18 protein-coding genes and 1 riboswitch are annotated in these 23704 nt (G+C 42.1%); of the genes, 7 read left to right on the top strand and 11 right to left on the bottom strand.

Features of this window, described 5'->3' with window-relative positions; all coding sequences use genetic code 11:
* Positions 1-85 precede the first annotated feature (85 nt).
* The gene (locus LEP1GSC192_RS17595) at positions 86-7177 is read right to left on the bottom strand and encodes an RHS repeat-associated core domain-containing protein (protein WP_020771201.1); all 7092 of its coding nucleotides are present in this window, start codon (positions 7175-7177) and stop codon (positions 86-88) included.
* Between the two features lie 435 nt (positions 7178-7612).
* Between LEP1GSC192_RS17595 and LEP1GSC192_RS17590 the strand changes: the two genes are divergently transcribed.
* The 3 genes from LEP1GSC192_RS17590 to LEP1GSC192_RS17580 are packed head-to-tail and all read left to right on the top strand — an operon-like array spanning position 7613 to position 10445.
* Positions 7613-8482, top strand: coding sequence for an LA_3334 family protein (locus LEP1GSC192_RS17590; protein ID WP_020771134.1), 870 nt, complete (start codon positions 7613-7615; stop codon positions 8480-8482).
* Positions 8479-9840 (top strand): kelch repeat protein, encoded by a 1362-nt coding sequence (locus tag LEP1GSC192_RS17585; protein ID WP_020771487.1) that lies wholly within the window; start codon positions 8479-8481, stop codon positions 9838-9840. Before LEP1GSC192_RS17590 ends, LEP1GSC192_RS17585 begins: the two co-directional genes overlap by 4 nt.
* Positions 9837-10445, top strand: a complete 609-nt coding sequence (locus LEP1GSC192_RS17580; protein WP_020771383.1) for a lipopolysaccharide assembly protein LapB — start codon at positions 9837-9839, stop codon at positions 10443-10445. The genes LEP1GSC192_RS17585 and LEP1GSC192_RS17580 overlap by 4 nt, the downstream gene beginning before the upstream one ends.
* 49 nt (positions 10446-10494) lie before the next feature.
* On the opposite strand, the gene LEP1GSC192_RS17575 is transcribed toward LEP1GSC192_RS17580, so the two are convergent.
* The 3 genes from LEP1GSC192_RS17575 to LEP1GSC192_RS17565 all read right to left on the bottom strand — a co-directional run bounded on the left by LEP1GSC192_RS17575 (position 10495) and on the right by LEP1GSC192_RS17565 (position 14483).
* The gene (locus tag LEP1GSC192_RS17575) at positions 10495-11115 is read right to left on the bottom strand and encodes an ankyrin repeat domain-containing protein (RefSeq protein ID WP_036091014.1); all 621 of its coding nucleotides are present in this window, start codon (positions 11113-11115) and stop codon (positions 10495-10497) included.
* A gap of 103 nt (positions 11116-11218) precedes the next feature.
* On the bottom strand, positions 11219-12379 hold the full coding sequence (locus LEP1GSC192_RS17570; protein WP_020771234.1) for a hypothetical protein: 1161 nt from the start codon (positions 12377-12379) through the stop codon (positions 11219-11221).
* Position 12380: 1 nt separating this feature from the next.
* The gene (locus tag LEP1GSC192_RS17565) at positions 12381-14483 is read right to left on the bottom strand and encodes a TonB-dependent receptor (protein ID WP_020771219.1); all 2103 of its coding nucleotides are present in this window, start codon (positions 14481-14483) and stop codon (positions 12381-12383) included.
* 25 nt (positions 14484-14508) lie between these two features.
* Positions 14509-14697, bottom strand: a riboswitch (cobalamin riboswitch).
* Between the two features lie 349 nt (positions 14698-15046).
* Between LEP1GSC192_RS17565 and LEP1GSC192_RS17560 the strand changes: the two genes are divergently transcribed.
* Positions 15047-15787: a hypothetical protein gene (locus LEP1GSC192_RS17560; protein ID WP_020771345.1), complete on the top strand. Its 741-nt coding sequence runs from the start codon at positions 15047-15049 to the stop codon at positions 15785-15787.
* Between the two features lie 381 nt (positions 15788-16168).
* Here LEP1GSC192_RS17560 and LEP1GSC192_RS17555 read toward each other — a convergent pair whose 3' ends face one another.
* The 3 genes from LEP1GSC192_RS17555 to LEP1GSC192_RS17545 form a co-directional block, all read right to left on the bottom strand.
* The gene (locus LEP1GSC192_RS17555) at positions 16169-17215 is read right to left on the bottom strand and encodes a CapA family protein (protein ID WP_036090865.1); all 1047 of its coding nucleotides are present in this window, start codon (positions 17213-17215) and stop codon (positions 16169-16171) included.
* Positions 17216-17291: 76 nt separating this feature from the next.
* Positions 17292-17774 carry a hypothetical protein gene (locus LEP1GSC192_RS17550; RefSeq protein ID WP_036090862.1) on the bottom strand — a complete coding sequence of 161 codons (483 nt, stop codon included), beginning with the start codon at positions 17772-17774 and terminating at the stop codon, positions 17292-17294.
* 171 nt (positions 17775-17945) lie between these two features.
* Entirely contained in the window at positions 17946-18521 is a 576-nt protein-coding gene (locus LEP1GSC192_RS17545) for a hypothetical protein (protein WP_157186934.1), read from the bottom strand.
* 109 nt (positions 18522-18630) lie between these two features.
* Here LEP1GSC192_RS17545 and LEP1GSC192_RS17540 point away from each other — a divergent pair, with 109 nt between their 5' ends.
* Positions 18631-19500, top strand: a complete 870-nt coding sequence (locus LEP1GSC192_RS17540) for a bifunctional 2-polyprenyl-6-hydroxyphenol methylase/3-demethylubiquinol 3-O-methyltransferase UbiG (protein WP_020771442.1) — start codon at positions 18631-18633, stop codon at positions 19498-19500.
* Between the two features lie 18 nt (positions 19501-19518).
* Here the strand turns inward: LEP1GSC192_RS17540 and LEP1GSC192_RS17535 are convergent, their stop codons facing one another.
* The 4 genes from LEP1GSC192_RS17535 to LEP1GSC192_RS19990 form a co-directional block, all read right to left on the bottom strand.
* Positions 19519-20040: a hypothetical protein gene (locus tag LEP1GSC192_RS17535; RefSeq protein ID WP_020771398.1), complete on the bottom strand. Its 522-nt coding sequence runs from the start codon at positions 20038-20040 to the stop codon at positions 19519-19521.
* Between the two features lie 128 nt (positions 20041-20168).
* The gene (locus LEP1GSC192_RS17530; RefSeq protein ID WP_020771236.1) at positions 20169-20900 is read right to left on the bottom strand and encodes a hypothetical protein; all 732 of its coding nucleotides are present in this window, start codon (positions 20898-20900) and stop codon (positions 20169-20171) included.
* A gap of 50 nt (positions 20901-20950) precedes the next feature.
* Positions 20951-21364, bottom strand: a complete 414-nt coding sequence (locus tag LEP1GSC192_RS17525; protein ID WP_020771107.1) for a hypothetical protein — start codon at positions 21362-21364, stop codon at positions 20951-20953.
* Between the two features lie 78 nt (positions 21365-21442).
* On the bottom strand, positions 21443-21823 hold the full coding sequence (locus LEP1GSC192_RS19990; RefSeq protein WP_020771093.1) for a hypothetical protein: 381 nt from the start codon (positions 21821-21823) through the stop codon (positions 21443-21445).
* Between the two features lie 95 nt (positions 21824-21918).
* On the opposite strand from LEP1GSC192_RS19990, the gene LEP1GSC192_RS17515 reads away from it, so the two are divergent.
* Both LEP1GSC192_RS17515 and LEP1GSC192_RS17510 read left to right on the top strand, forming a co-directional pair.
* Complete coding sequence (locus LEP1GSC192_RS17515) at positions 21919-22605, top strand: hypothetical protein (RefSeq protein ID WP_020771292.1); 687 nt, start codon at positions 21919-21921, stop codon at positions 22603-22605.
* 134 nt (positions 22606-22739) lie between these two features.
* A complete protein-coding gene (locus LEP1GSC192_RS17510) occupies positions 22740-23684 on the top strand; it encodes a DMT family transporter (RefSeq protein ID WP_020771366.1) in 945 nt (314 codons plus the stop codon).
* The last annotated feature ends 20 nt before the right edge of the window (positions 23685-23704 follow it).

The following is a 23704-nucleotide window of genomic DNA, read 5'->3' as shown; positions in this document are numbered from 1 at the left end:
CGGTTATAGCTGCCTAATCCGGCTAGTGGAAAACAATCATGAAATACAAACGGAAGACATAAGAATAATGGAAGAACCTTCATCTTCACAAAGTTCCTCCACAGGTCCGTTGCGTAGCACTTCCGGCTTTAACAATCAAACCTAGCGGAATCTCCACATCCCAAATCAGCTGGATTCCATAACTTAAAAGATCAATTCCGACGGAAGACCAGTCTTGGTCCAAAGCACTTTTTCCAGTAAAGCCGTAACCACCATATTGAACTATTTTTCCAATAATTGGTGCCTGTGCGACAACTTGCGTATATCCTAAATACCCAAAGTATGAGCCTACTACAGCTATCTGCCCCGCCACCGCATAACAAGCCGCAGTTCTCGCATTCTTCTCATTCCAATTTATATTATTGAAACTTGATTTAGAATATCCACCTGCTAGATACGCCTGGAAAGTCATTGGAGACAAAGTAGCTCCTGCGAGCGCTAATCCAATCCCGAGCCCGGTCGCAGCAAGAATAGGAATAAGAGCACTCACAAGCAGAGCAGTTCCCACTGCGGCAGCAAGAGCGGTAGTTACTACGGCAGATACGACCGCCAACGCCCCCATACCTACAAAAAGAGCTACTCCCGCCGCGGAAGCCGCAAGTCCTGCAGCGATAGCACTGGCTGCAAAACCGGTAGCGAGTGCGACGGCTGCAACTGTAGCACCTAACGTAATTGCTGCCACACTCGCCAAGGATGCGGCTCCGATTGCGGCGATCCCCGCCCCAACCGCAAGTCCAAGTCCGGTAGTGATAGTAGCGGTCGCTACTAAAGAAGCGGCTGCACCCACTCCTAAAGCGGTTCCAATCACTGCAGCTGGATTGAGCGCCATAACAATTCCAAGTCCGGCATCGCTCCATCTCTGAGAACTCACATAAAGCGCATTGCTAAAAAATGTACTTAACGAAAGATTAAAGTTCAAGAACCCAAGCCCGTTCCTTTCCAGGAAACTACTCAAAATACTGTTCCCGCTTGGGTCTGTGTACCTGATTGGATTACCTTCCGTATACATATACAGATCCATCCCCATCGGTCTCGAGGTATCCATAACCGAGTCCGCCTGTAAAAATCTTCCGATGACCGGATCGTAATATCTTGCTTTGAAATAATAGAGACCGGTTTCCTTATCTTCTTCTTGTCCATTGTATTTGTAACGGAACACATCCGGTCCGGAAGAATCGTTTCTCTGGATCTCTCCGTATGGTTTATAAGAAATATGTGATGCTCCGCCCTGGTCCCCTCCTGCGATCCTATTTCCATTCCCATCTGTTGCCATGGTGATGGAACCCAAATGATCCGGATGAAGAAATAAGAATCCGCCGACTGGAAGTCCCGCTCCGGACCCCGGTCCCCCCGGCTCATAAGGGTTACTTACAGTCGGTGTATTTGAATCAAATTGCGGTGGAACTAACCAGGGTGGATTTCCGTTACCACCGGGCATCAGAACAGAACAATTTGAAAAAGAAACGATCAGGATCGGAGAAGTGAATTTTAAAACGGACCTCCATAGACCTTCTTGAAAGGAAAGTAGTCCGAATCCAAGACCTAATAGAATTGTTATATACAAAAATCCTAAATTAGTTCCCGGCATTAGGAATAAATACTTTATTCCTCGGATCGAATTGTCTTTTACCGCCCAAGATAACGTCTTCCATCCCGTTTCTATTCCGGACGGTGAAGCGGAAATACTATTTCCCAGATAACTTACAAGTACTGCGTCCGTTCTGGTCCACTGGGCCACCAGATCTCCAGAATTCCCCCGGAAGTACAATGTATGTTGCGGGGATTTTCCAGGAGAAACGGAAACTTCATACAATCCGCCCAAACTGATTGTTTTACTGGAATCGCTGGATTTTGTTTTTCGTATTCTGGTTCCCGAAAAGTCATAATCGAATTTAATACGATCTTGGTCTTCCGTTTGGATCTCTTTCAATTTTTGGAAAGGATCGTAGCGGAAACTTTCCCCGTTTTTGGAGATGATATTTCCGGAACCATCGTAAGAATATTGGTAAGAATGATTTTGACCTGCTACCCTTGTAACTGCATTCTTATGAGAAGGATTTTCATAAGAATAGAATAAGTTCCCTTTCTGGAGTAATTTTCCGGAATCGGAATATGTGTATTCTTCCGTTCCATAAATGCCCGAAGCGGACACCAGTCTATTGAGCGTATCGTATTGGAAGTTTTGGCTCCGTACCGGATTTTTTTTATCCAAGATAGAAAGATAATTTCCAAACTGATCGTAATTGTATTCTATACTTTGATAAATTTCAGTATCCTTGACGGAAACGAATCTACTAGGCCTACGTTTTATCAGATCATAATATATATCCGTTCGAACACCGTTTCCCAACTGTCTTTGGATCTTAAGTTCCCCATCCTCCAGGATAGGACCCTGGTATTGAACGATAGGAAAATCAGAACCACTTCCATCTCCGGGCGTTAAAGTGATCCCGGAAAGAAATCCAGCTTCGGAATATAAGTTCTTTGCAATACTTCCATCCGGATATACGGTCTCTTCTATTTGGTTTTGCAGATTATACTTTTTACGAATTACAAATTGTAGATCTTCTTCCGTGAGTTTTTTTACGACGAGGTTTTGATTCCCTCTTAGATCATATCCGAACTCCGTCGATCCAAGTGGGTCTGTTACTTTGGTCAATCTACCGATCCCATTCTCTTTATCCGGGTCATCGTATTCATATAAGTAATATACGACCCCAGTTTCAGGAGATTCTCCTTTCACTTGGGAGACTCTTCCTAAGATATCGTATGAGTATTGTATGCTGGAACCGTTTTGGTATTTTTGTTTGGATAATTTTCCGGAATTTGGATCGTATTCATATTCGATCCTGCCTGAATCCGGATGGACCACTTTGGCCTTTCTTCCTCCAAAGTCACTTTCAATAAACGTGGTCCCGTTTTCGGGATCTATGATCTCCGAAATCCTACCGGCAGAGTCATAAGAATAGCGTGTTGTCTTTCCTTGCTGAGTCGAAGAAATTACCTGACCGATCAGATTTCTCTCCTCAATGGTTTCCTTAATTAGATTTCCGTTAAGAAGTTCCCTTCTTTTAGAGATCAAACCGTCGGTTTCGGATTCGATCACTGTTCCATCGTTTCTTTCGCTTCGAACCTGGTTCCCTTCCGAGTCATAAGTAAAATCCGTCCAGGAAAAAGGATTGGATCCTTCTAAATACGGATCGATTTTCCGAGTGACCTGGCCCTCCAAATTCCGGCGAGTTTCCTCCACTAGAACGTACCCGTTTACTAGGCTGCTTCTTTTTTTAGAAATTTTAGTAATATTATTACTCAAATCTTCCTGCCAAGTCTCACCATTACTCCTTCGGAAGATTTTTCGGACAAGCTGATTCTCTAGGTCCCCGGTGTTTTCATATTCGATTTTTTCCGACCACTCGGTTTCCCCAGGTAAATAACTTTTTATAGCCCTCCCCTGAGGATCGTATTCCGTTCTGGAAATTCCCCCATTTTCGTCCGTGCTGGATAATTCCAAACCGTTTGCAAAATTATAGGTTTTTTCGGTGACCTGGCCTAGTCCGTTGGTCATCTTGAGCGGGAACTTATGTAGAATATTATCATATTCTACAGTGATCGAATTTCCGCTAGACTCTTTTATAAGACTTGGATTTCCGTAAGAGTCGTATGCCTGGATCATTTCGCTTTTCCAGACACCGGGACTCATCTCCTCTTTCACCGCTGATATTTGAAAATTAGAATATTCTATTTTTTTGTGAGAAATGATCTCCCCATTCTTCAATACTTGAATATCAGTCGGCTTTCCTAATATACCCTCGTTCCAATCGTTCAAATACGTAATTTTTTCGCCGACAGTGGTTCCGTTAATACTTGTGTCTTTGCGGGTATTATTTCCATACGTATCATACGTTTTTGTTACCGTAGAAGATTGGAATAATTGACCTGCCCTATATACATTCTCCAGAGTATCCGTTTCCTGGATCAGTATGCCGCCGTTGAAAGATATTGATTTTCGGAAGTTTTTATATAATTCGGAAATTTTAGACCCATTCTTAAATTTCGTCTGAGCGGTCGCAATTCCAACAGCCTCCAAGAAAGGAGTATCATATTTCGTTTCCGTAATGGAGTTGGAGATCGTATTTTTTTCTTCTATTTTTTGAAATCCTAAATATCCGGAATTTCTAAATCCGCCTCTATAAATTCGCGAGTGGAAATATTTATATGAATTTTCTTCCAAAACCGTACTCCCCGCTTTTTGAGAAAGTTTAACGGTCAAAAAGTCCGGAAACAGGAAAGGAAGAAATTCAGGATGATTCGGATCATATAACGCAAGTCCGTTCGCTGTCGGATGATTTTTAGAAAGGGAATACTCTAATTGAACGCTTACGTTTCCATCGGAGACATAGGAACCGTTCTCTATTTTGGTCAAAAGTCCGGAAGGAATATCGGAACGGAATCTTAACAGATGTAATTCTAAATTCGATTCATAAGGGAACTGACGATAAGCTACCGTATTCACAAATGGAATACTGGACGGCACGGAATACTGCAGCGGTCTTTTTTCGCCATTCAAGCCTAAAAGTTCCGGTTTACCATCCCCATTGATATCCAGCGGAATCAGATATCCTCCAGTCACCCAGGACTCGTCCCCATCGGCGGAATAAAATAGATTTCCATTCGAGTCCGTTTTAGAATAAGAAACGATTAGCCTAGATTCGGAAGAATCATATCTCAAGAAGTCCGCTCTTCCATCCCCGTTCAGATCTATGAATTCTTTTCTATTCCTCCAATTGAAATACGCATTATCCGAAGAACTTCCGGATGTATTTGCGGAAGGGAGATAATTTCTGAGATCTATAGGAATTTCATAATATGTGATATTCGTAATGTTTACCGAAAAATTCCGAACGGTTATCGTTTGGGGCAAGGAATCCGCATCTTCGTTATCTGCTTCTTCGGTAGTGCTTACATTCGCTCTAAGAATATCCGGAACCCCGTCCCCGTTTAAGTCTTGGGTCAAATCCTGATTCCAATACAACGAAAAACCGGGAAGATAATTGGACTGAGAAGTATCATACACCTCTACAATAAAGTACGGATTGGAAAGATCTGAATAGTTATAGGTAACCCTATCCTTGATCCCATCCCCAGAAAGATCGATTTCCATAAAAGGTTGGTTAGAGGCGGATGAACTTTGTTTTTGTTTAGATGCATATGCACCATTTACACTCACCGTTTGGAAGGCGCCTCCCCCGTTCGTTCTAAACTTTCTTCCATCGAAAGGATAATAGTGGATGGTCCCTTGGCTTGTGACCCCGGAAAAAAATACAAAATCAAGATATCCGTCCCCGTTCAGATCGGAAACGAATTGATCTCCGTCGTTCCCAAAGGTTGCTCTGGAAATTTCGGTTTGTTCTAATTCGATCAAATTCCCATTCTTAAAATCGTAGAATGTTAAGATCAATCTTGGATCGGAAGTCCCGTTGACCCTAAGCAGATCGGGGATCCCGTTTTTATCCATATCCACAAACCCTTGGAAAGAATTTCCTGGATCTGTAATATTCAATAATTGTGATTTTTGAAAACCGGAACCGGTAGAAAGATAGATCTGGATCTTTGTGGAAGTTTTTGCCTGCAAAAAATCGATCTTCCCATCACCGTTTACATCCGCCAAAAAATGATACGGTTTACTTTGATGTAAATTTTCCGCGATCAGTTCGGGATATTCTACGGAATGCAGATCCGGACCGTAATATACGATCCCTTTAGCATCATTGGACCTTAGGACTAAAAAATCGGTCTTCCCGTCTCCGTTAAAATCTCCCGGAAAAATCCTTCCTTCTGTGGTGACTCCGATCGGGTTCCCCTTAGATTCTCCGCTCACAGAAATCGGATCTAAATTTTCCGTATCCCAAGAAGAAAGTTTGGAAACGGAAAATCTTTGACTATCCATATTTCCCAACACTCGGACCATTTCCGGACTTCCGTCCCCGTCCACATCCGCAGGAACGGCAAAAGACATTTCAACACCGTTGGTGCAAATATCTTGGAAATTTTCTATCCCAATTTGGCAAAGCGAGGGCGCCGAATAGTTACTTGCAACAATACAACCCCAGTCAGCGGTACAAGCACAGGATGCAACAGTCGCCTCACAAAAGGATCTCACGCTGGGATCGGAGGCTCTATAAGAATTTTGGAATGTTTTTCCTGAGGACTTTACGTATTGGGCTTGATTCGACCGATTCGAATACGAAAAGAGGATCGGTTTAAAATTTTTACGATGAAAGGAAGTAAGAAAAGTTTCCCCATCAATGGTATCATAATCGAATTCATAAACCTCGCTTAAGTTTTCCGAACCTGAAAAATCCTTCGCATACACTTCGATTTTTTCTAATCTTTTCTTCCGGGAAAGAGATTTGGTGAGAGAGAAAATTTTTTCTCCAAATCTTTCAGACAGATCCTCATAAATAAAGAGGATCCGCGCATTTCCTCTGGCATACACGACCTCCTTAGGCATAACGTCCGCGGATTGAAGATTTTCCGGATCGTATTGGATATCATACCCGTTCCCGAACCTATCTCTGACCTTATCCAGGTAAAAGGCGATAGGCGCTCCATCACTATCCAATCTGGAATTGGAACCGCCGGAAAAGTTTTTTCCGTATTCGTAAATGATCCCGTTTTTATCTCGAACCTTCCAAACGGAACCATCGAACTCCGCTTTGGAGAAACTTTCGAATTTGAATTTATAATTTCCGCTTGTATCGGAGATCATTTCACCGAATTGGGAAGAAGTATATCCATCGGAAGAGCCGAAGTGAACTCCCAGATTCGGATTTTTAGAGATCTGAGAAAATCCAACTAAGGTCCAACCTTTCCCCAATATTCCCGAACCGGAGCCGGAATATTGGATATCGATGGAAGGAACCAAATCTCCAGTTCCCGGAGGGACCTGAATCGAAAGTGAAAATCCGGGCTTTCCATACGAATTTACACTAACGTCCGGAAACGGAAGAGGTATCTCGGTCTCCAATCCGAAAAATGTCGAGAAAAATGAATAAATAGGACGTAGAGGGTTCCAAGCTAAAAGCAGGATTGCACTACAAAATATAAGAATTACATAATATCTTCCGGTCCTAAACATTAGCTTGCCAAATCCTTCTTTGTATTTCCGGAATTTTGTTCCGGATTGGAATTAGCCGAGCTGTGAGCGGTTCACCTAAAGGCGACTTTTATATATAAGAGCACTAACACGTTTAAAATTTCCAATGTCAAACATAAATATCCCAATTTAGGATATTAAAAATCACAATTTCCACATTCTTTTTCAAATATCCTGAATTGGGATTCAGATGAATCTCCCATTTTCGAATTTGGAATCCATATTCCGCACGAATTCCGAATTTTAACCCAAAAAGGATCCATCACCAAAGGAACATACAAATTTTAAAATATACTATTTTGGGATATTTTAAATGAATTCAAAATAAATTTCTTTCTTTTTACTCGAAGAAGTCACATCCCATCCATATAAGGTTCGGTCGAATTTTTTTCCACCTTCCTAATCGAAAATACGTCTATGTCCAAAAAGTGTACTTTTATTTTTTGCGGGATCTTCTTACTGCCTTCTTATCTTTTCGCTTTCGAAATTTTATTCAAGAATGGAGATGCTTTTATCGCGGAAGAAGTTTCGGAAGAACCGGAATACATTCTTTTTTCCTGGAAAGAGAAAAGATATAAGATCCCTAGGTCGGAACTCCAACGGATAGACCCCAGGAAGAAGGGTCCTGATTCCTCCTATCGATATTCCGAATTCAAACTAACGGATGGCACCCAACTTAAAGGGGTCTTGATAGAAAAAAGAGAGAATAAACTCATTTTAAAGACGGAACTTGGTTTTGCCGAGTTGGATAGAAGTAAAATCCTCTCTCATAATTTTGAGGATATCTCCTCGGAGCCTCCGATACTATCTGAACGATATCTATTAGAAACTTCTAAACAAATAGAATGGAGAATCGGATTTTTCGCTTCCGGATACTATTCCTGGGGTGCATGGGGACAGGCCTTCCCTATCACATACGGAGGTGGCGCATTCATAGAAAGAGATACAAATTCCAAACTTTGGTTCTATGGAGTTTCTTCCGAGGCATCCATTGGAAAAGGTAGGAACGGAAACTTAAGTATATGGAGCCAGTCCCTGTATTTGGGAAAATATTACGGAGCTTCTTCTCCGTATTGGTTAACTGGCGCCGGTTTCAGTAATTTAGTCCGATCGGGAGAGGAAAGGATCTCTACGATCAATCCGGATCTCATTTTCGAATTCGGTTGGAATTGGCGAACGGCATCCGGATCTTCCCTACGAATTGGAATCCGATCTCAGTGCAATATAGAAGAAGGAACGAACTTTTGCAGATCAGGCTTCCGATTCTCCTGGGGGTTTGCTATATGAGAAAAATATATTCTATTTTTATAATTCTTTTTATCTCCCTGCTCATTTGTTTCTGCTCGGCTTCCGGCTTATCCGAAATTTTAGGGGAAGAATCTTCCAAAGTGGAATTCGCATTTGTAGCCAAATTAGGCCCGAAATCGGCAATTCTTTCTTGGAATTGTTCGAAAGTTTCCAAGGGTACGATGTATACTAGCGAAGGAATTACCCCAAGTGTAAATTCTTCTAAAACCCATTTTTTAGAATGGAGGCATTTGACCCCGAATACTTCGTACAGAGCGATCTTAACCTGCGGATCTCAAAGGATAGAGGAAGGTAATATTTTAGAATTTACGACCTGGATCTCTAACGATCCTCCCAAAACGAGAGGGATTTGGATCTTAGGAGGGATCGGTAACGACGGACTACCTATACGAGAAGTGGATCTATTCGATCCTGTGACGGATATTTGGTATTCTTCCATTACGACCATCCCAAGTCCTCGGATCTTTGCCTCCATTCTTCATCATAAAAACAAAATATATGTGATCGGAGGTATGGAGAATGTTTCGGGGACCTATGTTTCTTCTTCCAAGGTCGAAGTGTATGATCCGTATGCGGATCTATGGGAAACAAAATCTTCTTTACCTTCCGGCTCTATCGGCGCGGTGGCAGGTTCCGTAGGGGATGAGATCTATCTTCTATCCGGTTCGAATTCTACCGATATGACGAATGGCCCGGTATTTAATACAATTCTAAAGTTCTATCCGGAATTGGGAACAAACGGTCAATGGATCTCTTATTCTTCCGCCTCCACGATCTTTAGTAGGGTTGATATGGCGGGTTGTACGATCAACGGTATTATTTTTTATACCGGTGGTAGGACGTATAATAGTGGAAGCGCTAACGCAAGCACGGATGGTTTTGCCGCTTCCGCAAATACGACTACTTCCTTTAGCGAACCGAGTTTGGGGGAATCCAAACATGGAGCTGCGAGCGTTTGTATTTTACCCTCTTCGTCCGATCCTTTCCCTGCCGATGGAGTTTATTTCGCGGTTGTCGGAGGTTCCACCGGTTCCGGCAATGTTTTCCAACCTGCCACTTCCATTATTCCCACCAACAGAACCGAATTTTTTCAATTAGGTTCTTCTTCCTTTTCTTTGGGACCAAGCCTTCCGAGCTCTTTATATTTTCCCGCAGTCCAGACTTCCTATGAAACTAGGAAAATTTTCTCTTTTGGAGGAGCTTCATCCATTAATATCCCGGAAAATACCGTGTATTCTTTGGATTCCGGGAATCCATTAGGTTCCGCGTGGACAACTCATCCTTCAACTATGCCAAGAAGAAGATATGCTCATAAAGCGATCCGGATCGACAGATGAAAATTTCCCTCAGGAAAGATACAATTTTTAGAATATTCGCATTTTGTGTTCTTGTAATCTCTCCTTTATTCCTACTTTCGGAAGAGGAATTAGCGGAAAGCGGATGGATCCAAGAAGGAAACATATTATTAGAATCTAAACAATTCGAAGAAGCGGAATTATTGGCAAATTCCGTTTTAGGATCCGATCCTTCCAATTCAAAAGCGGAATTTATTTTAACCCGGGCCTGGATCGGAATAGGAAATGAAGAAAAGAAAAAGGGAAACTTTCAAAAGGCGAAAGAATATCTTATGAAAGCCTACGAAAAATGGCCTTTAAACGAAAGTATTCGAAAAGAACTTGCGGAGTTAGAAAATTATCCGGATCAAAGTAAAAAATTATCTCCAATAATTAGAAATAATACGCCGATCTCAAGCGTTTCCACCAAAAGTATGGAAGAATTGACTGCCAGCATGAACCTTCTCCGCTTAGAGATAGAAAGACTAAAAATCGAACTAGAAACGGAACGGAAAGAACAAGTAAAAGGGAACGATTGGAACTGGACGTATCTCCTATTAGGAATACAAATCGCGGTTTTATTTGGGATATTCAAAAAAATTAGGTAATTATAATGTTTCAATATTCGACGATTAAAATAATCACAAACAGCAAAACCTAAGGGCTAAAAGCCACTCCTCTTTCCGCTGCGATATCTCTGGCGGTTTTTCCATCCTCCGTTTTAAGATCCGGATTTGCTCCCTTTTTCAAAAGTAAATCGACGATTTGTTCGTTTCCTTGTCTGGTTGCGGCAATATGAAGCGGCGAAAAACCTCCATCTTGCGTAAAATTAGGGTCTGCACCGTTCTCCAATAGTAACGCAACCGCGTCGGCCCGCCAGGAAGCTACAGCAGAATGTAATGCAGTATTACCGATCGATAATTTACTTTTGGATTTAGCGTGAATGTCCGCTCCTTTCTCCAATAAATATCGAATAATGGAAAGTCTTCCGAAATGAGACGCCAAATGTAAAGGGGTCCAACCATCCGGACTATAAGAACGAACGATACTCGGATTTGGATCGACGAGCCCTCTAACACGGTCCTCGTCTCCTAAAGCTGCCGCTTCAAACAGATTAAGTGGAATTCCTAAGGCGAGATACGAATTTACAATATCGTCCTTGCCGAAATAGAGAGCGAATAATACGGGAGTGATCCCTTCCGGATTTAGTTTGGAGGCCAGGTCCGGATTTTCTCTTAAAGAGTAGATAACTTGGGCTTTATGACCGGCGGCGATCATTTGAAAAATATCGGAACTCAAGGAAATAGGCCTCCGAAAAACAACGAACGATCATCCATTCTTTTAGAGCTTTGTCAATCCGGTTTCGACACAAGGTAAAGAATTATTCTTTGAGTTGTATCAAGTCGAAAGGTTGGAGGTCCACGGAGATCGGAACCGGTGTTAAAAGCCGATTGTCTCTAGTATCGAACATCGTAACTCCCGGTTGAGAGAATTGGGTATTGGAAACGTAAAGTATCTCGTCTTCCCCAAGAAGAATTGTGGTCAGGCTCGCGTCGTAAGAAGAAGGAATAAAAAGCAGATCTGCCAGTTTCTGTCCAGTGCTTGGATTAAATACTTGTAATGTTTTATTAAAGGAAGCGTCCAGAACGCTTGCATAACCCAATTGTTCGTCCTTGATCTGCACTCCTAATATATCCCCGCCCGCCGCAGTTTCCGGAAATAAAAAGCCGGAGCGAAAAGTTCGAGTAGAAAGTCGAAACGCCACCACTCCGCCGTCAATCTGGCTTAAAAAACCCATTCTATTTGCAGCGGCAAAAACCAAATGAGTCTCTCCGAAAAGTTCTAAGATCTGCGGTTTCCCGACGGGATTCGGGGTCGGAAACGTATAAGTGGAAATAATAGAATCCGTTACAGTATCTATTTCTAAAAGAAGAGATCCCCAAGGTCCTGGAGGGAAATACCCGCTCGGATCGTTCCGATCCAATCTTTGTAAAACGATAAAAAGACTCGTACCCACAATCTGCATACCGGACATTTCTGGAAGGTTATCCGGAATGGCGCTTGGTTCTGAATATCCTCCCAGGTCGATCAGTCCTAAACTCGCTCCCGTCAAAGGATGAAGAACTCTCAATATTCTGGATCCGTAAAGTGATACGTACGCTTTGTTCTGACCGACAATCGCGATATCGGTAGGATTTGTGCCGGAACCCATGGACCATTCTGCGATCGTTTGGAACCCGAAATTCGGATCCAAAACCTGGATACTGTCCCTATTTAAACGATTTAGAATATACACCCTATTGTTTCCGAATCTCGCTACCGCATCGGAATGGATAGGAGTCAGTCCCGGATAAGAAACAAGAAGTTCCGGATTTAACACCTTAAACCTTCCTCCTCCCCCAAAGTCGGTGGTGACGACTCCGATATTATTCGGGAGATTCGGAGTTAAGAACAAAGTATATAAAGGTGGTCTTTCAATATCTCCGCAGAAGGAAAGGAAAATGAGTAAACCGGAAAAAATAGAATAGGATCTATTTCTCATTTTAAAACCTCCCACTTAAGGTGATAAACCAGTTTCTTCCCGGCAGAGGATATCCTACAATATCCTCCACTCTTTTATCTCCCATATTGCGGAGATCTATACTTAAGAGCAGTTCTTTCGGAGCCTTTTCTCCTTTTTTGTTAGGATCTTCCTCTTCCGTGGAAGAGTATAATACCAGTGTGAGATACGCGTTCCAAATCTGCCGAGCAGGTTGGTAATTCACATATTCGTTTGTCCTGTCTTTGAAGACGGCTCCCACATACACTCCTTCAAAACCGAGCTCCCAGGTTTTTCCTCTATATGCGATCGTTCCGGAGATTTCATGTTTCGGTCTAAGAGGGAGATATTTACCGTTCAGATAAGGCGCAGGAGAAGTATTGATCGCTTCTTGGTAGGTATATTCTAATAGAAATTTCCAGCCCTTGTATTCCGTCTTATGAGAAACCTCGGCACCATCAATCCTGGCAGAGTCGATGTTTTCAGGCCGGAGAGTAAACTGAGAATTCGGAATAAAAAGGATCATATCCTTGATCCTTTTCCTAAAGTAGGAAATCGTAATATTGGATTTGAGTTCTCCGTTTTTATATTTACCGGTGATCCCTGCATCCGCATTCTCACTTCTTTCGGGTTTTAAAGAATCGTTTGCTATGATTGTTCCTACTTCTCCAAATAGTTCCAAAAAACTCGGGATCCTATATTGTTTTGCGATATTGGATTTGAATTCCAAAGAATAATTTTCTTTTTCCCAAAACCTCCAGAGAAGTCCCGCTTTAGGATTCGAAAATTCGGAGGTTTTTATGGCAGAAGCGAACGGATCCTGCTTTCTATACCAAGGTTCATCGGACTGGAATTTATCCCGGTAAGAATCCCAAGAAACTCCCGGGGTTAAAACTAGTTTTCCGTCCAAAAACCGGAACTCATCCTCCACCTGAAACGTCGTGTAGGTTCTTGTTTTCCCCGGTTCGTATTTAAGATCGATATTTTGAGGTGTACTTCTGGATCTTTCGAATGTTTCTTTTTCTATCCCTGCATGAAATTTCAATATTTGATAATATTCTAATAGATAGAGAGTCGGAGTGATTTGCGCCCCGTACTGTCCCATATTGGCTGTGGAGTTAGGGGTTCCTTTGGAAAATTCGGATTTAGGATCGAATAAGTCGTCGTTTGTAAAAGATGTGAAAGCTCGAGTCTCCAACCTTAGTAGTCCATCAAACAAACCTTTGGTATCCGTTCCGAGTGAGGTAGTATTTCTAAGATATCTGCGATGTACTTTTTGGGTTTGGTTACTTGCGGGTCCTGGAATTCCATGAAATCTATAATTTAGATCGTTCCAAAATTTGATCTTGGTGGCTCCGATATCTCCGCTCAGTCTCAGCATTCCGGATGTTCTTTCATACTGAGCGTTCCTTCTTCTATCGATCGTATCGTCTAAAGGATTAACAAGCAATGTGCCGTGGTTGTTCAGATAAGAAAAGTTTTGGTCCGATTTTTCTCCAAGTAAAAATACACTAGCCCCGATCCCGCCATAAGTCCCCGTATGCGTTATGCTACCTTTTCCCGTATTAAAACTTCCGGCACCGATATTGACCCGGGTTTTAGGCGGACCAGATCCTACTCTTGTGACTAGGTTTACGCTTCCACCGATTGTCGATCCGGAAAATCCTACAGGTGTGCCGCTTCTGTAAACTTCTATACTTTGTAAATTGTCGAAAGGAAGATCCGCCAGGTTGACTTCTCCACCTTGCGCATTATTAAAAGGGACTCCGTCTATAAAGATCCTGGATTGGTTCGGGTTTGTTCCTCGAAGAGAAAGAGTGGAATACGACCCAAGTCCTCCGTATCTTCTGATCCGAACCCCTGCCTCTCTTTCCAAAACGTCCGGAAGATTCGTATAACGTGCATTGTATTGGTCCAAATCGATTGATGTCTGAAAACCGGTCGGATTTTTTCTGAAATTTTCGGGTTGAGAATTGGAACTGGTCTTTCCCACAACTTTTACAGGGGAGCTTTCCGTTTTCTGGTTCTCTTGGGAAAATATTTGAACGGAAAATAAAAAAAGACCTAGATGAAGGATCTTACCGATTTGTTTGGGTCTTTTGTTCATTGAGGCCTTAACTCCCGAAAGCCGAAATATTGAAAGTAGCTCGGATAGGTTTTCTGACTCACGCCCGGCTTAAGACCCTTCCCGTCTTTCGACAGTGGTTTTGTCTTACCGTTTAGGCGTTTACAGCTGCGGGTACAGCTCCGGAATTTCACCGGATTCCCTTTTCAGATCTACTTGCAAGACCAGGTTCCCAACCAGAGTCGAAGGGGCAATCTGAAAAAGGGTTGGCCGCCTCTTGCTTACGCAAGACCGGGCTGCTCCGGGCTCGGACATACGTCCTCGTCCTTCGCTTACGCTCAGGACGCTTCGCGCCCTGCACATCCCTGGCGGGTTTTGTAAATGAAAACTCTGTGTGCTCCGTGAACTCTGTGCGAAACTTGTTTGTGCATTTATTGGTTCACACGGAGAATACTGAGATCTCGGAGGGACTTACATGCGGATTTTTCAAGAACGGAAAGAAATATTTTCTTGATGTAAGATAAAAATCGGAAAGGATTCACGAATTCGCGACCCAAAGGGAATCCCCAAGGGTCTGCCTACATAACAGGGAGCACCGAACTCGAATGAAACGAATTCCATCCTTAAGATTTCTTTTACTAGGGATCTTTCTTTTAACTACCTCATCCTTATCTGCGGCAGGAACTTATTCCGAAGGTTGGACAGTTGCAAAATTGATCCAATTCGAAAGCAGAGGGATCGTTTTTGAATCTTATGAAGGTCTTTTAGAAGTGTATACCATAAACGATTCGGAAGCTTGCGACGAAATGAAGGACGAATGTTATGCTCCGGCAAAACAAAAAATCGAATTCAGCGTACGCCCCGAGAATGCGGATGTGGTGAACTTCTTAAGCAAAAGTCTGAACCAGGAAATTTTAGTCCAGTACAGGATCCACAGATTCGAAGCGATCGCATTGTCTTCCGATTACGAAGTGATAGGAGCTCAACTCCAAGAAAGATCACTTCCGAAAGGTTTACCGGACAAGATCGTAAGCAAAAGTAAATCCGGAGGAAAAAGGAATTTTTCCGTTACAGGTCGTATTCTAAGTTTAGAATATAAGGGAACTATGATTGGAACTTGGGAAGGATTGTATCTGGACGAGACCAGAAATAAAGTTCACCCTTTTTCAATTACCGATGAAGAGATCGCAACCTTTGCCACTAACACTCTTAAATTCGGACTTAGATATTTCTTAGGAGTTTCCGTGGCTTACGTAACAGGTTGGAGAGATTCTCATTATGATATTTATGAGATCAACTTCAAAGCTCCTGCAGGCGCATTGGAACCTACCGGAAAAACCGAATAATTCACATTAAAGTTTTATTAAGTATAAGACCGATGTAGGGACTCCTACATCGGTTTTTTTATTTTAAGGATTTTACCGGGGGCTTGTTGGAGCTCCTACTGAATTTTGAAAAAGCGGCCCCGCCCCTTCGCAGCGACTCGTAGGGAGCGAGAAGACGACCAGCTTTGCTGAGTCGGTGACGAAAGTCAAACGAGGTGGAACGCAAGTTTAACGCACTAAGTTTGATCGAACGTAAATTTTGAAAAAGCGGCCCCACCCTGAGCTTGGGTGGTGGAGGCGGGTCAGTGGGAGAAGCCGTTTTCCCTATATCAGAAAATCCTAAAATTTGCAATCAAAAGTACAGGTCGAAATATGTAGGAACTCCTACAGGACAGCCCTAGATTATGGATGGAAACTTCCGTCCGACTGGATTTTCGGTCCTTTGTTCGGGAAATCCGATCTAGTCAAAGATTGGATCAGCTCCGTAGTTTTTGCCTCCGGATCAGGAGCAGGGATACCGTTTTGGCTCAGTTGTAAGGGATGGATCTTACCCTTGATAAAATTCCCTTGTTTGTCCAAGTCCGCTTCTAAGACCAAAGAGTAACCGCCATAACCTTTCGTAGAGAATACCCTGTATCCTAAAAAGTTCCCTAGTGAATAAGCGATCAATTTTCCTTTATACAATTCGAATGCTCTTGGCAAATGAGGACCGTGACCTATGAATAAGTCCGCACCGGCGTCAATCAACGCGTGAGATAAAGCGACTAAATTTCCTCTATATTCTCCGTAAAATCTTTCCTGTTCGTTTTTTACATGTAAAGCAGGTCCGCCTTCCGCTCCACCGTGAACCGAGATAAATACAAGTTGCGCTTTCTTTTTGGCTTCTTTTACGAGAGCTACACCTTCTTCGATATGGTTCACATGATTATGCGCGCTTTCCATATGACTAAATCCGATCCAAGCCACGGAAATTCCTTTTGCGTTCATATAAGTGATCGCGCCTTTTTTTCCGGTGAATCTAACTCCGGCTTCGGAAAGATTTTTAGCGGTATCCTCGAACCCTTGTTGGTGAAAATCCAGACTGTGATTGTTGGCAATCGAAACTATATCGAATCCTACATCCTTTAGGATTTTTGCATACGATGGCGGTGTCCTGAAAGCGAATATAAGAGGGCGATTGATATTTTTGGCACAATGAGGATAGTCTGTCAGAGTACTTTCGAAATTCGCAAATAGTATATCTGCCCCTCTCAAACTTGGTTCCACCTGAGAGAACAAAGTGTTTCTAGGATCGGAAGGAAGTTTATTCTCCGGATAATTTGTCCCCATGACTAAATCACCCACCGCTTTGATCTTCAATGTTTCCGGTTCAACCGATTCGATCGGTTGGCATTGGGAAAATAAAAGAGAGAGTCCTAAAAGAGAGGACAATGCAAGGATTCTATACATAGGGGAAGGATTTTAGAAACCCTGTCTCTGGAAAAGCGGTTTTTCTAAGATAAAGTCGCTTAGATACAACCACATTTCACTGGATTAAGAAAGGGAGAGACCCCGCATCAGCATCTATAGTTAAACCGGAATTTTGAGATGTCACTTCTCCACTTACAGTATACCGCACGATACAAGAGCCCGGATTAATAGTACTAAAAAATAGACCGTTTACTGGATTATAAGGAGGACTAAAAGTAAAAGGCCAAAAATTGGGAAAAGTACCCGATGGACAAGACGATACATCTATATCAAAACCAACTGTCACATCATTACTCGTCCAATCGGAAGGAACCGATCTAAGACTCACTTGGTAGGAGGCATCTGCTCCAGCGGTCGTAGATAACACTGCTGGAGTAAATACGAGTAACGAATTACTTCCTCCCGTTACTAAGGAAAGCAATGCAGCGGCTGCCTTTTCCGGGTCCTTTTTATCATCTTCGGAAAGACCCAAAAACTCTTTACCTATATCCGTCCCGGTAAGCACCAGACCACAACTTACGTTGTGAAAAAGAAGCATAATGAATAGAAAACTTGTTATAAGAGCCCGCACCGAAGACAAGCTCTTGGAGGCCGAGAAGTCATACTTATCGACAAGATAAGTTTTGGGACTGACTATAAATTTCCTTAAAAGGTAAAGGGATGTTCGCATTCCTATGTTGAATAATGAAATACGCGAAAAAGCAAGTCTTTAAAAAGAACAGGTAGGAGGAAAGTGTGCTCTAACAGATCCCAAAAACTGACCCTGACTCAATAATTGAGGCGCTGGATTATGTACACTATGCGAAATATCACAATATCCGAAAGCTTGGCAGTTAGCCCCCGCAGTATTTGCGTCTACTTGGATTAGGATCGAAGTATAATTGGGAGCTGAAAAAGATTGCGAAGAATCCGCACTGCCTTGGACCCCATTAACGGAGTTGACCGTCACATTGTTGCAGACTGCTTGGATAAAAATATGAAACTGAAAGTTTTGTTCTAGCCAAGCAGAAGGTATACTGCTCACCGAAATTGTATAGTTCGCCGGCCCCCAAGTAGAAGTCGTAAACTCAGTGGAAGAGAATACGATAGGGACCGAATTAGCATTGGATTGGAGAAGTCCTAGAATACTTAGCGTATCGGAGTGACTCTTTTTCTCTTTCCCAAAATAACTGTTCTCTTCCTCGAATAGAAGATATACCCCGCAAGAAGGCAAAGAAAAGATTAAGGCCAGAAACAGAAGAATAGACCGAAATCGAATTTTGGATCTGCAAAATTTCGTTTTCATAGGAACAATTGACAGACTGATCCGATAAAAATAGGAAGCAATAAAATTTTTAAATAAGAAAATCCTCATTTTATGTCCTAAAACCGCGCAAATCACCGATCTTTATAATATGCAATCGATACCTTGCAATACTTGCTCTAGTTCGGAATTCACCCCGCTTTTCTCCAAGGCCAGTCCGAAAGGAGAAATCTTCCAAATTGTAGAATGCAAAAAATGTAAATTAGTTCAGGTCAATCCCCAGCCAAGCTTGGCAGAAGTTTCCAAGTATTATGAGGACTCTTACTTCACCCAAAGAACGGACAGAGGTTACGATAATTATTATTCTGAAGAAACCAAAAAAGAGATCGCAAGAGTATTTAATTTGAATCTGAAAGATCTAGGTTTTTTCGATTGGGAAAGATTATTAGGTCCGGAAAGATCCGCGCTGGATGTAGGCTGTGCAGCCGGTTATTTTTTGGATTATCTAAAAGGTAGAAATTGGAAAACCAAAGGTCTGGATATTGCAAGCGGGCCGGTTCGTTTTGCAAAAGAAACATTAGGATTAGATGTGGAGCAAAAAGATTTTTTGACCTGGGACCAAGATGGGAAGGAAAAATTCGATCTAATCACTCTTTGGGCGAGTATCGAACATCTGCATCATCCGAAAGAAACACTTCTGAAAATTTTAAAACACCTGAAACCAGGGGGAAGAATGATCCTTTCCACCTGTAGATACGGAGTTCTTGCAAAGTATCTGGGACCGAAGTGGAGATATTTAAATGTCCCGGAACATCTTTACTATTATAGTTTGCCGGGTATTTTTTCTCTCGGAAATGAATTAGGTTATATTCCGTTAGGCCATATCTCGTATGGAAGCGGTCTCACTGCCAAGAAAGGATCCGGAATCTTCTATAAAACTACAAAGAAGATAGCGGACTGGGCGGTTAAAAAATTCGACCAAGGAGATATGATGGCGGTTTGTTTCGGAGTAGCTAGGTAAAACGTTTTAAAACTCGGACTAAGGAGTTACAGTTACGCTTAGATTTCCGAGGTTCGTTCCTACACTCGGAAGTCCGGATCCGATAGCCATATCCACAATATGCGATACTTCGCCAATTCCAGTTATAAAACAGTCAAAAGAAACATTGGCAAAAGTCAAAGGATATGTGTCGTCATTAAACACCGCGAACACTCCTTCTTGTGGAGCACAAGACATTATCCCATTCCAGACCAGATCGATACGTAACTCCCCTGTGCCTGAACCAGGCCAGTAATTAACAGTTATATCATACGCTGATTTTCCCGTTGAGGCGGAAAACGTCAATGGAGAAGGAGAAAAACTAAGCAAACTGCTCGAATTCCCGCTTAACAGACCTAACGCAGCTAACATCGAATCGTTATTATTATTTTCCGAAACCTTAGCGGCTTGCTCTTCTGCTTGGTAACCTAAAGCCAATCCACAGTTCAAAATCGGCATAACGAACATGAGTATTATAAATTTATAAAGTATAGATCCGAATAAAATACGACAGGATAACATAGGAGAATTTCCTTGTCCGTATGATAAGCGAAGATATGGCTTATGCACAAGTAGGATTTTTCTAACGGTTAAATTTATTGTCTGAAAATGAGAAATCGTATCCCTCGAAGAAGGGATACGAAAAAAGATTAGTGTTTTTCTTTTCCGGTCTCTTTAACCGGTGGAGAGTCTTTCACCTTGATGATCTTAGTAGCGAAGATCACTTTATAAACTTCTTTTTTCGGAAGTGTAAACTCATGCTTTTGTCCGTTAGAATCTTCCGTTTCCAGTTTAATAGTATCCACATCCTGGCCCACTACCCTGGCTTCAGTAGTCTTACCGGTTCTCAAGATGATCATGCTATAATTTTTACCCGCATTTTCCGCCGGGCTTGTTTTATCCAGATACTTACGTAAAGCATCTTCCAATTCTCTTTCGGTTTTTGAGAAGAACTCCGAGTGAGCCTTTGTTCTTTCTTCTTCAAAGAATTTTTCGTATTGGTCTCTATGAACGAATCTGGTTCCAAGATCGCATTCATTTACGGTTACTTTATAGAATGTGATGGTGCTAAAAAAACCGGTGAGCACGTTCAGACTAGCCTGCCACCAATTTACGGAATGTTCTGCGAAATAGACCTTACCGTCTTTCTTTTCTATCTCCGTATCCCTCGAACCAGGGATGCGCCATAGACCGTAAAGAGCAAACCAACGATTATAATGTGTTAGTTCCTGGCAAGGGTTACTTCCTGTTTCCAGGCCTAATTTATCCTCTCCCGCGAATTCTATCCTTTTATCTAAAGTACAGTTTTGGAGAAATAATACAAATACACCGATTAGGGTAATAATTTTACGAAAATTCGAATATCGTCTACTTGGAAGCATACGACATGTTCAATACGCCATAATAACGTAATCAAATCTATTTTAACTCTTTAGGATTTTTTTTGGGTAAGTGTGGAAGTTTTCCTGACCTTTGAAACTGCGGTTACCGGAACCGGCCATACTGCCTTCTTTTGGGGTTTGTCCTTGAACAACCTTACGAAAAAGTAAAATGGTACGGCGATCGCTAGAAATAGAAAAAGATATCTAGGAAGAGTGGACTCTAGAACGGATTCACGTATTAAACCCAAGGCACGGCTCTCGTTTTCGGGGATCTTATTTCGATAGTCCGAGCCGTATTCATACGCATATACTTTTAGCTTCAGACCTCTCCAGGCCTTTTCGATCGGATTCAACCTGTTCTCAAATGCGGATTCAGAACTAACCCGATCTATTTTCAGAACGCTTCCGAGCATTGCGCTAAGCAGAAAAAAGATGAACGGAATCCCTACCAATAGCAGGAACAAAGGAGAAGAAGACCTATTGTTCGATATGCTCTTCTTCGTTTGTTTTTTATTCTTAGGTTTTACCGTGCTCTTATCCGCCTAAACCTTCGACTGTTCTGACATGTCTTTCAGTAATTTAAAAAAAGAGTATATCGGATAGCTACTGATAGTAAGTACAAAAAAAATCTTGGGGATCGTTCTCTCCATCGGATTGTCCTTAATGGTCCCGGTGACATTCCTTTCTTCCTGGTTCATTCTGTTCCGAAAATCATATCCATATTTATGGAACATACTCTCGATATTGAAGTCTTCCACTAACCTATCCAAGACCGGTTTACTGGAATACATCGACCTTTCTTCCGCCAAACGGTATAGTCTCAACCCCTCTCCTAAAATCGTGGTAACAATGAATAGGATCAAAGGGAGCAAAAATAATAAACGAAACGGTGTGATCGCTTTTTGCGGTTTTGCGGCCCTCATGGACGTTGCACCTACCTGGGAGGATCAATATTAGTATCGAACGAAAGTCCTTGCTTTTCCAAGGAGTTTTTCTAAGGTTTCAAAGAATTGCAAACATGCGACATATTCGTTTCCTTCTCATCCTAATACTAACCTCCTGCACCACTGTGGGATTTCATAAATCTTCGGTACGAGAAACCTACGAGTATGGAAAAATGAAGACCATACGAGTCTGCGTTTGGAAGGACGAAAACGTTTCAAAAGAAAGAATGGACTATCTATTCGATTCTTGGAATGAAGAATTGATCCTATATAATTTGCAGGCTAAGGTCGCCCAAGTAAAAGATTGGAAAAGGCCAGGTTGGACGGGTAAAGCGATCATGGAAGAACTATATAAAGCGGAGCTGCCGGAAGGTTGCGATCGGATCTTAGCCTTTGCCGGAGTTAGGTTCTCGGATATCGCATACGAATTCGCTTCTTATATTCTAGCGTTATTCTTTATCCCCACATTCGAAGTATTAGGAGCAGTGGATAGCCACACAGGGACTAGAGGATTTGTTTTAGCCCATACTGCTTCTCTCGGACATTTACTCGTAGGTGGGGCCTCAAATACAATGATCCATGAAGGATACCATCTATTAGGATGTGGACATGCTTTCTATCTTTCTGAATGTTACGGACAGATCAGAGATCTAAAAGCTACCTCAGAAATTGCCGGAGATTCTTTTTTTCCGGCAATCCATCCGGGAGGAGGATTTTTAACTTCCAGGAAAGAATTGAATTATTTCTTTTTGGGACGTTAGGTTACAATTCCCATACATATCGTTATTATCGTAGGACTTCCCCGGAATTTGAAGTAAGAACCGGACTTATACTCTTTCATTCATTTTAATAGATTCCTACTTTAATCAAATCGGGCCTATTAAAACCTGGAAGAATGGGCCAAACTTCCGAGAAAACCAAAGAACATTTCTTTCTAGGACTTAGCGAAGAAACCTTGGGTTATCTATACGCTCTGGCGGGAACTGTCTTATTCTCCTCAAAAGGAGTGCTTGTAAAATTAGTTTATAAATTTGGAATAGACTCGGTTACTGTTTTGGCGTTAAGAATGATATTTGCGATCCCGTTTTTCGCATTTGTTCTTTACCAAGAATCTTCTAAAAACTCGAACAAATCGATCTCTCGCAAAGATTACGGGATCGTGGTTTTACTCGCATTCATCGGTTATTATATGGCCAGCTTTTTCGATTTTTGGGGATTGGAGTACCTATCCGCCTCCATGGAAAGACTAGTCTTATTTACATTTCCTGCACTTGTTCTTCTATTAGGTTTTGTTTTTTTAAAGAAGAAGGTTCATAGGATCGAGGTCTACTCCGTGGCTCTCACATACTCGGGCATCCTATTGGCATTTTTGCCGGATGCAGAGACTCAAGGTAAGTCCGCATGGATCGGAGGAAGTTTAGTTTTTTTATCCGCATTGGCTTATGCAATTTACCTAATAGGTAGCGGGCAGATGATCCCTAAACTGGGCTCACGGAAATTTACGGCCCTTTTAATGATCTGGTCCGGAGTTTTTGTGCTGATTCATTTCTTTTTCACTAAGAATTACAGAATCCTAATAGACCAACCATGGCAGGTCTACGGTTACGGATTCGCGTTGGGATTTTTGACCACCGTGGTTCCCGCTTTCTTAACGACTGCAGGTATCCAAAGAATAGGCTCCAATAAAGCTTCCATCGCTGGAAGTGTCGGTCCTGTATTTACATTATTTTTAGCCGCGATCCTTTTAGGAGAGATCATCACCTGGGAAAACGTTGTCGGAACGTTCATCGTTCTATCCGGAGTTTTTTTATTAGGAAGAAAGAAAAAAGTTTTAGAGTAAGAAATAGAATTTAGCTATAG

This window comes from Leptospira sp. B5-022, from assembly GCF_000347035.1.
GTDB lineage: Bacteria > Spirochaetota > Leptospiria > Leptospirales > Leptospiraceae > Leptospira_B > Leptospira_B cinconiae.
The sequence above is the reverse complement of the archived record's forward strand: the minus strand, read 5'-3'. Positions and strand labels throughout refer to the sequence as shown.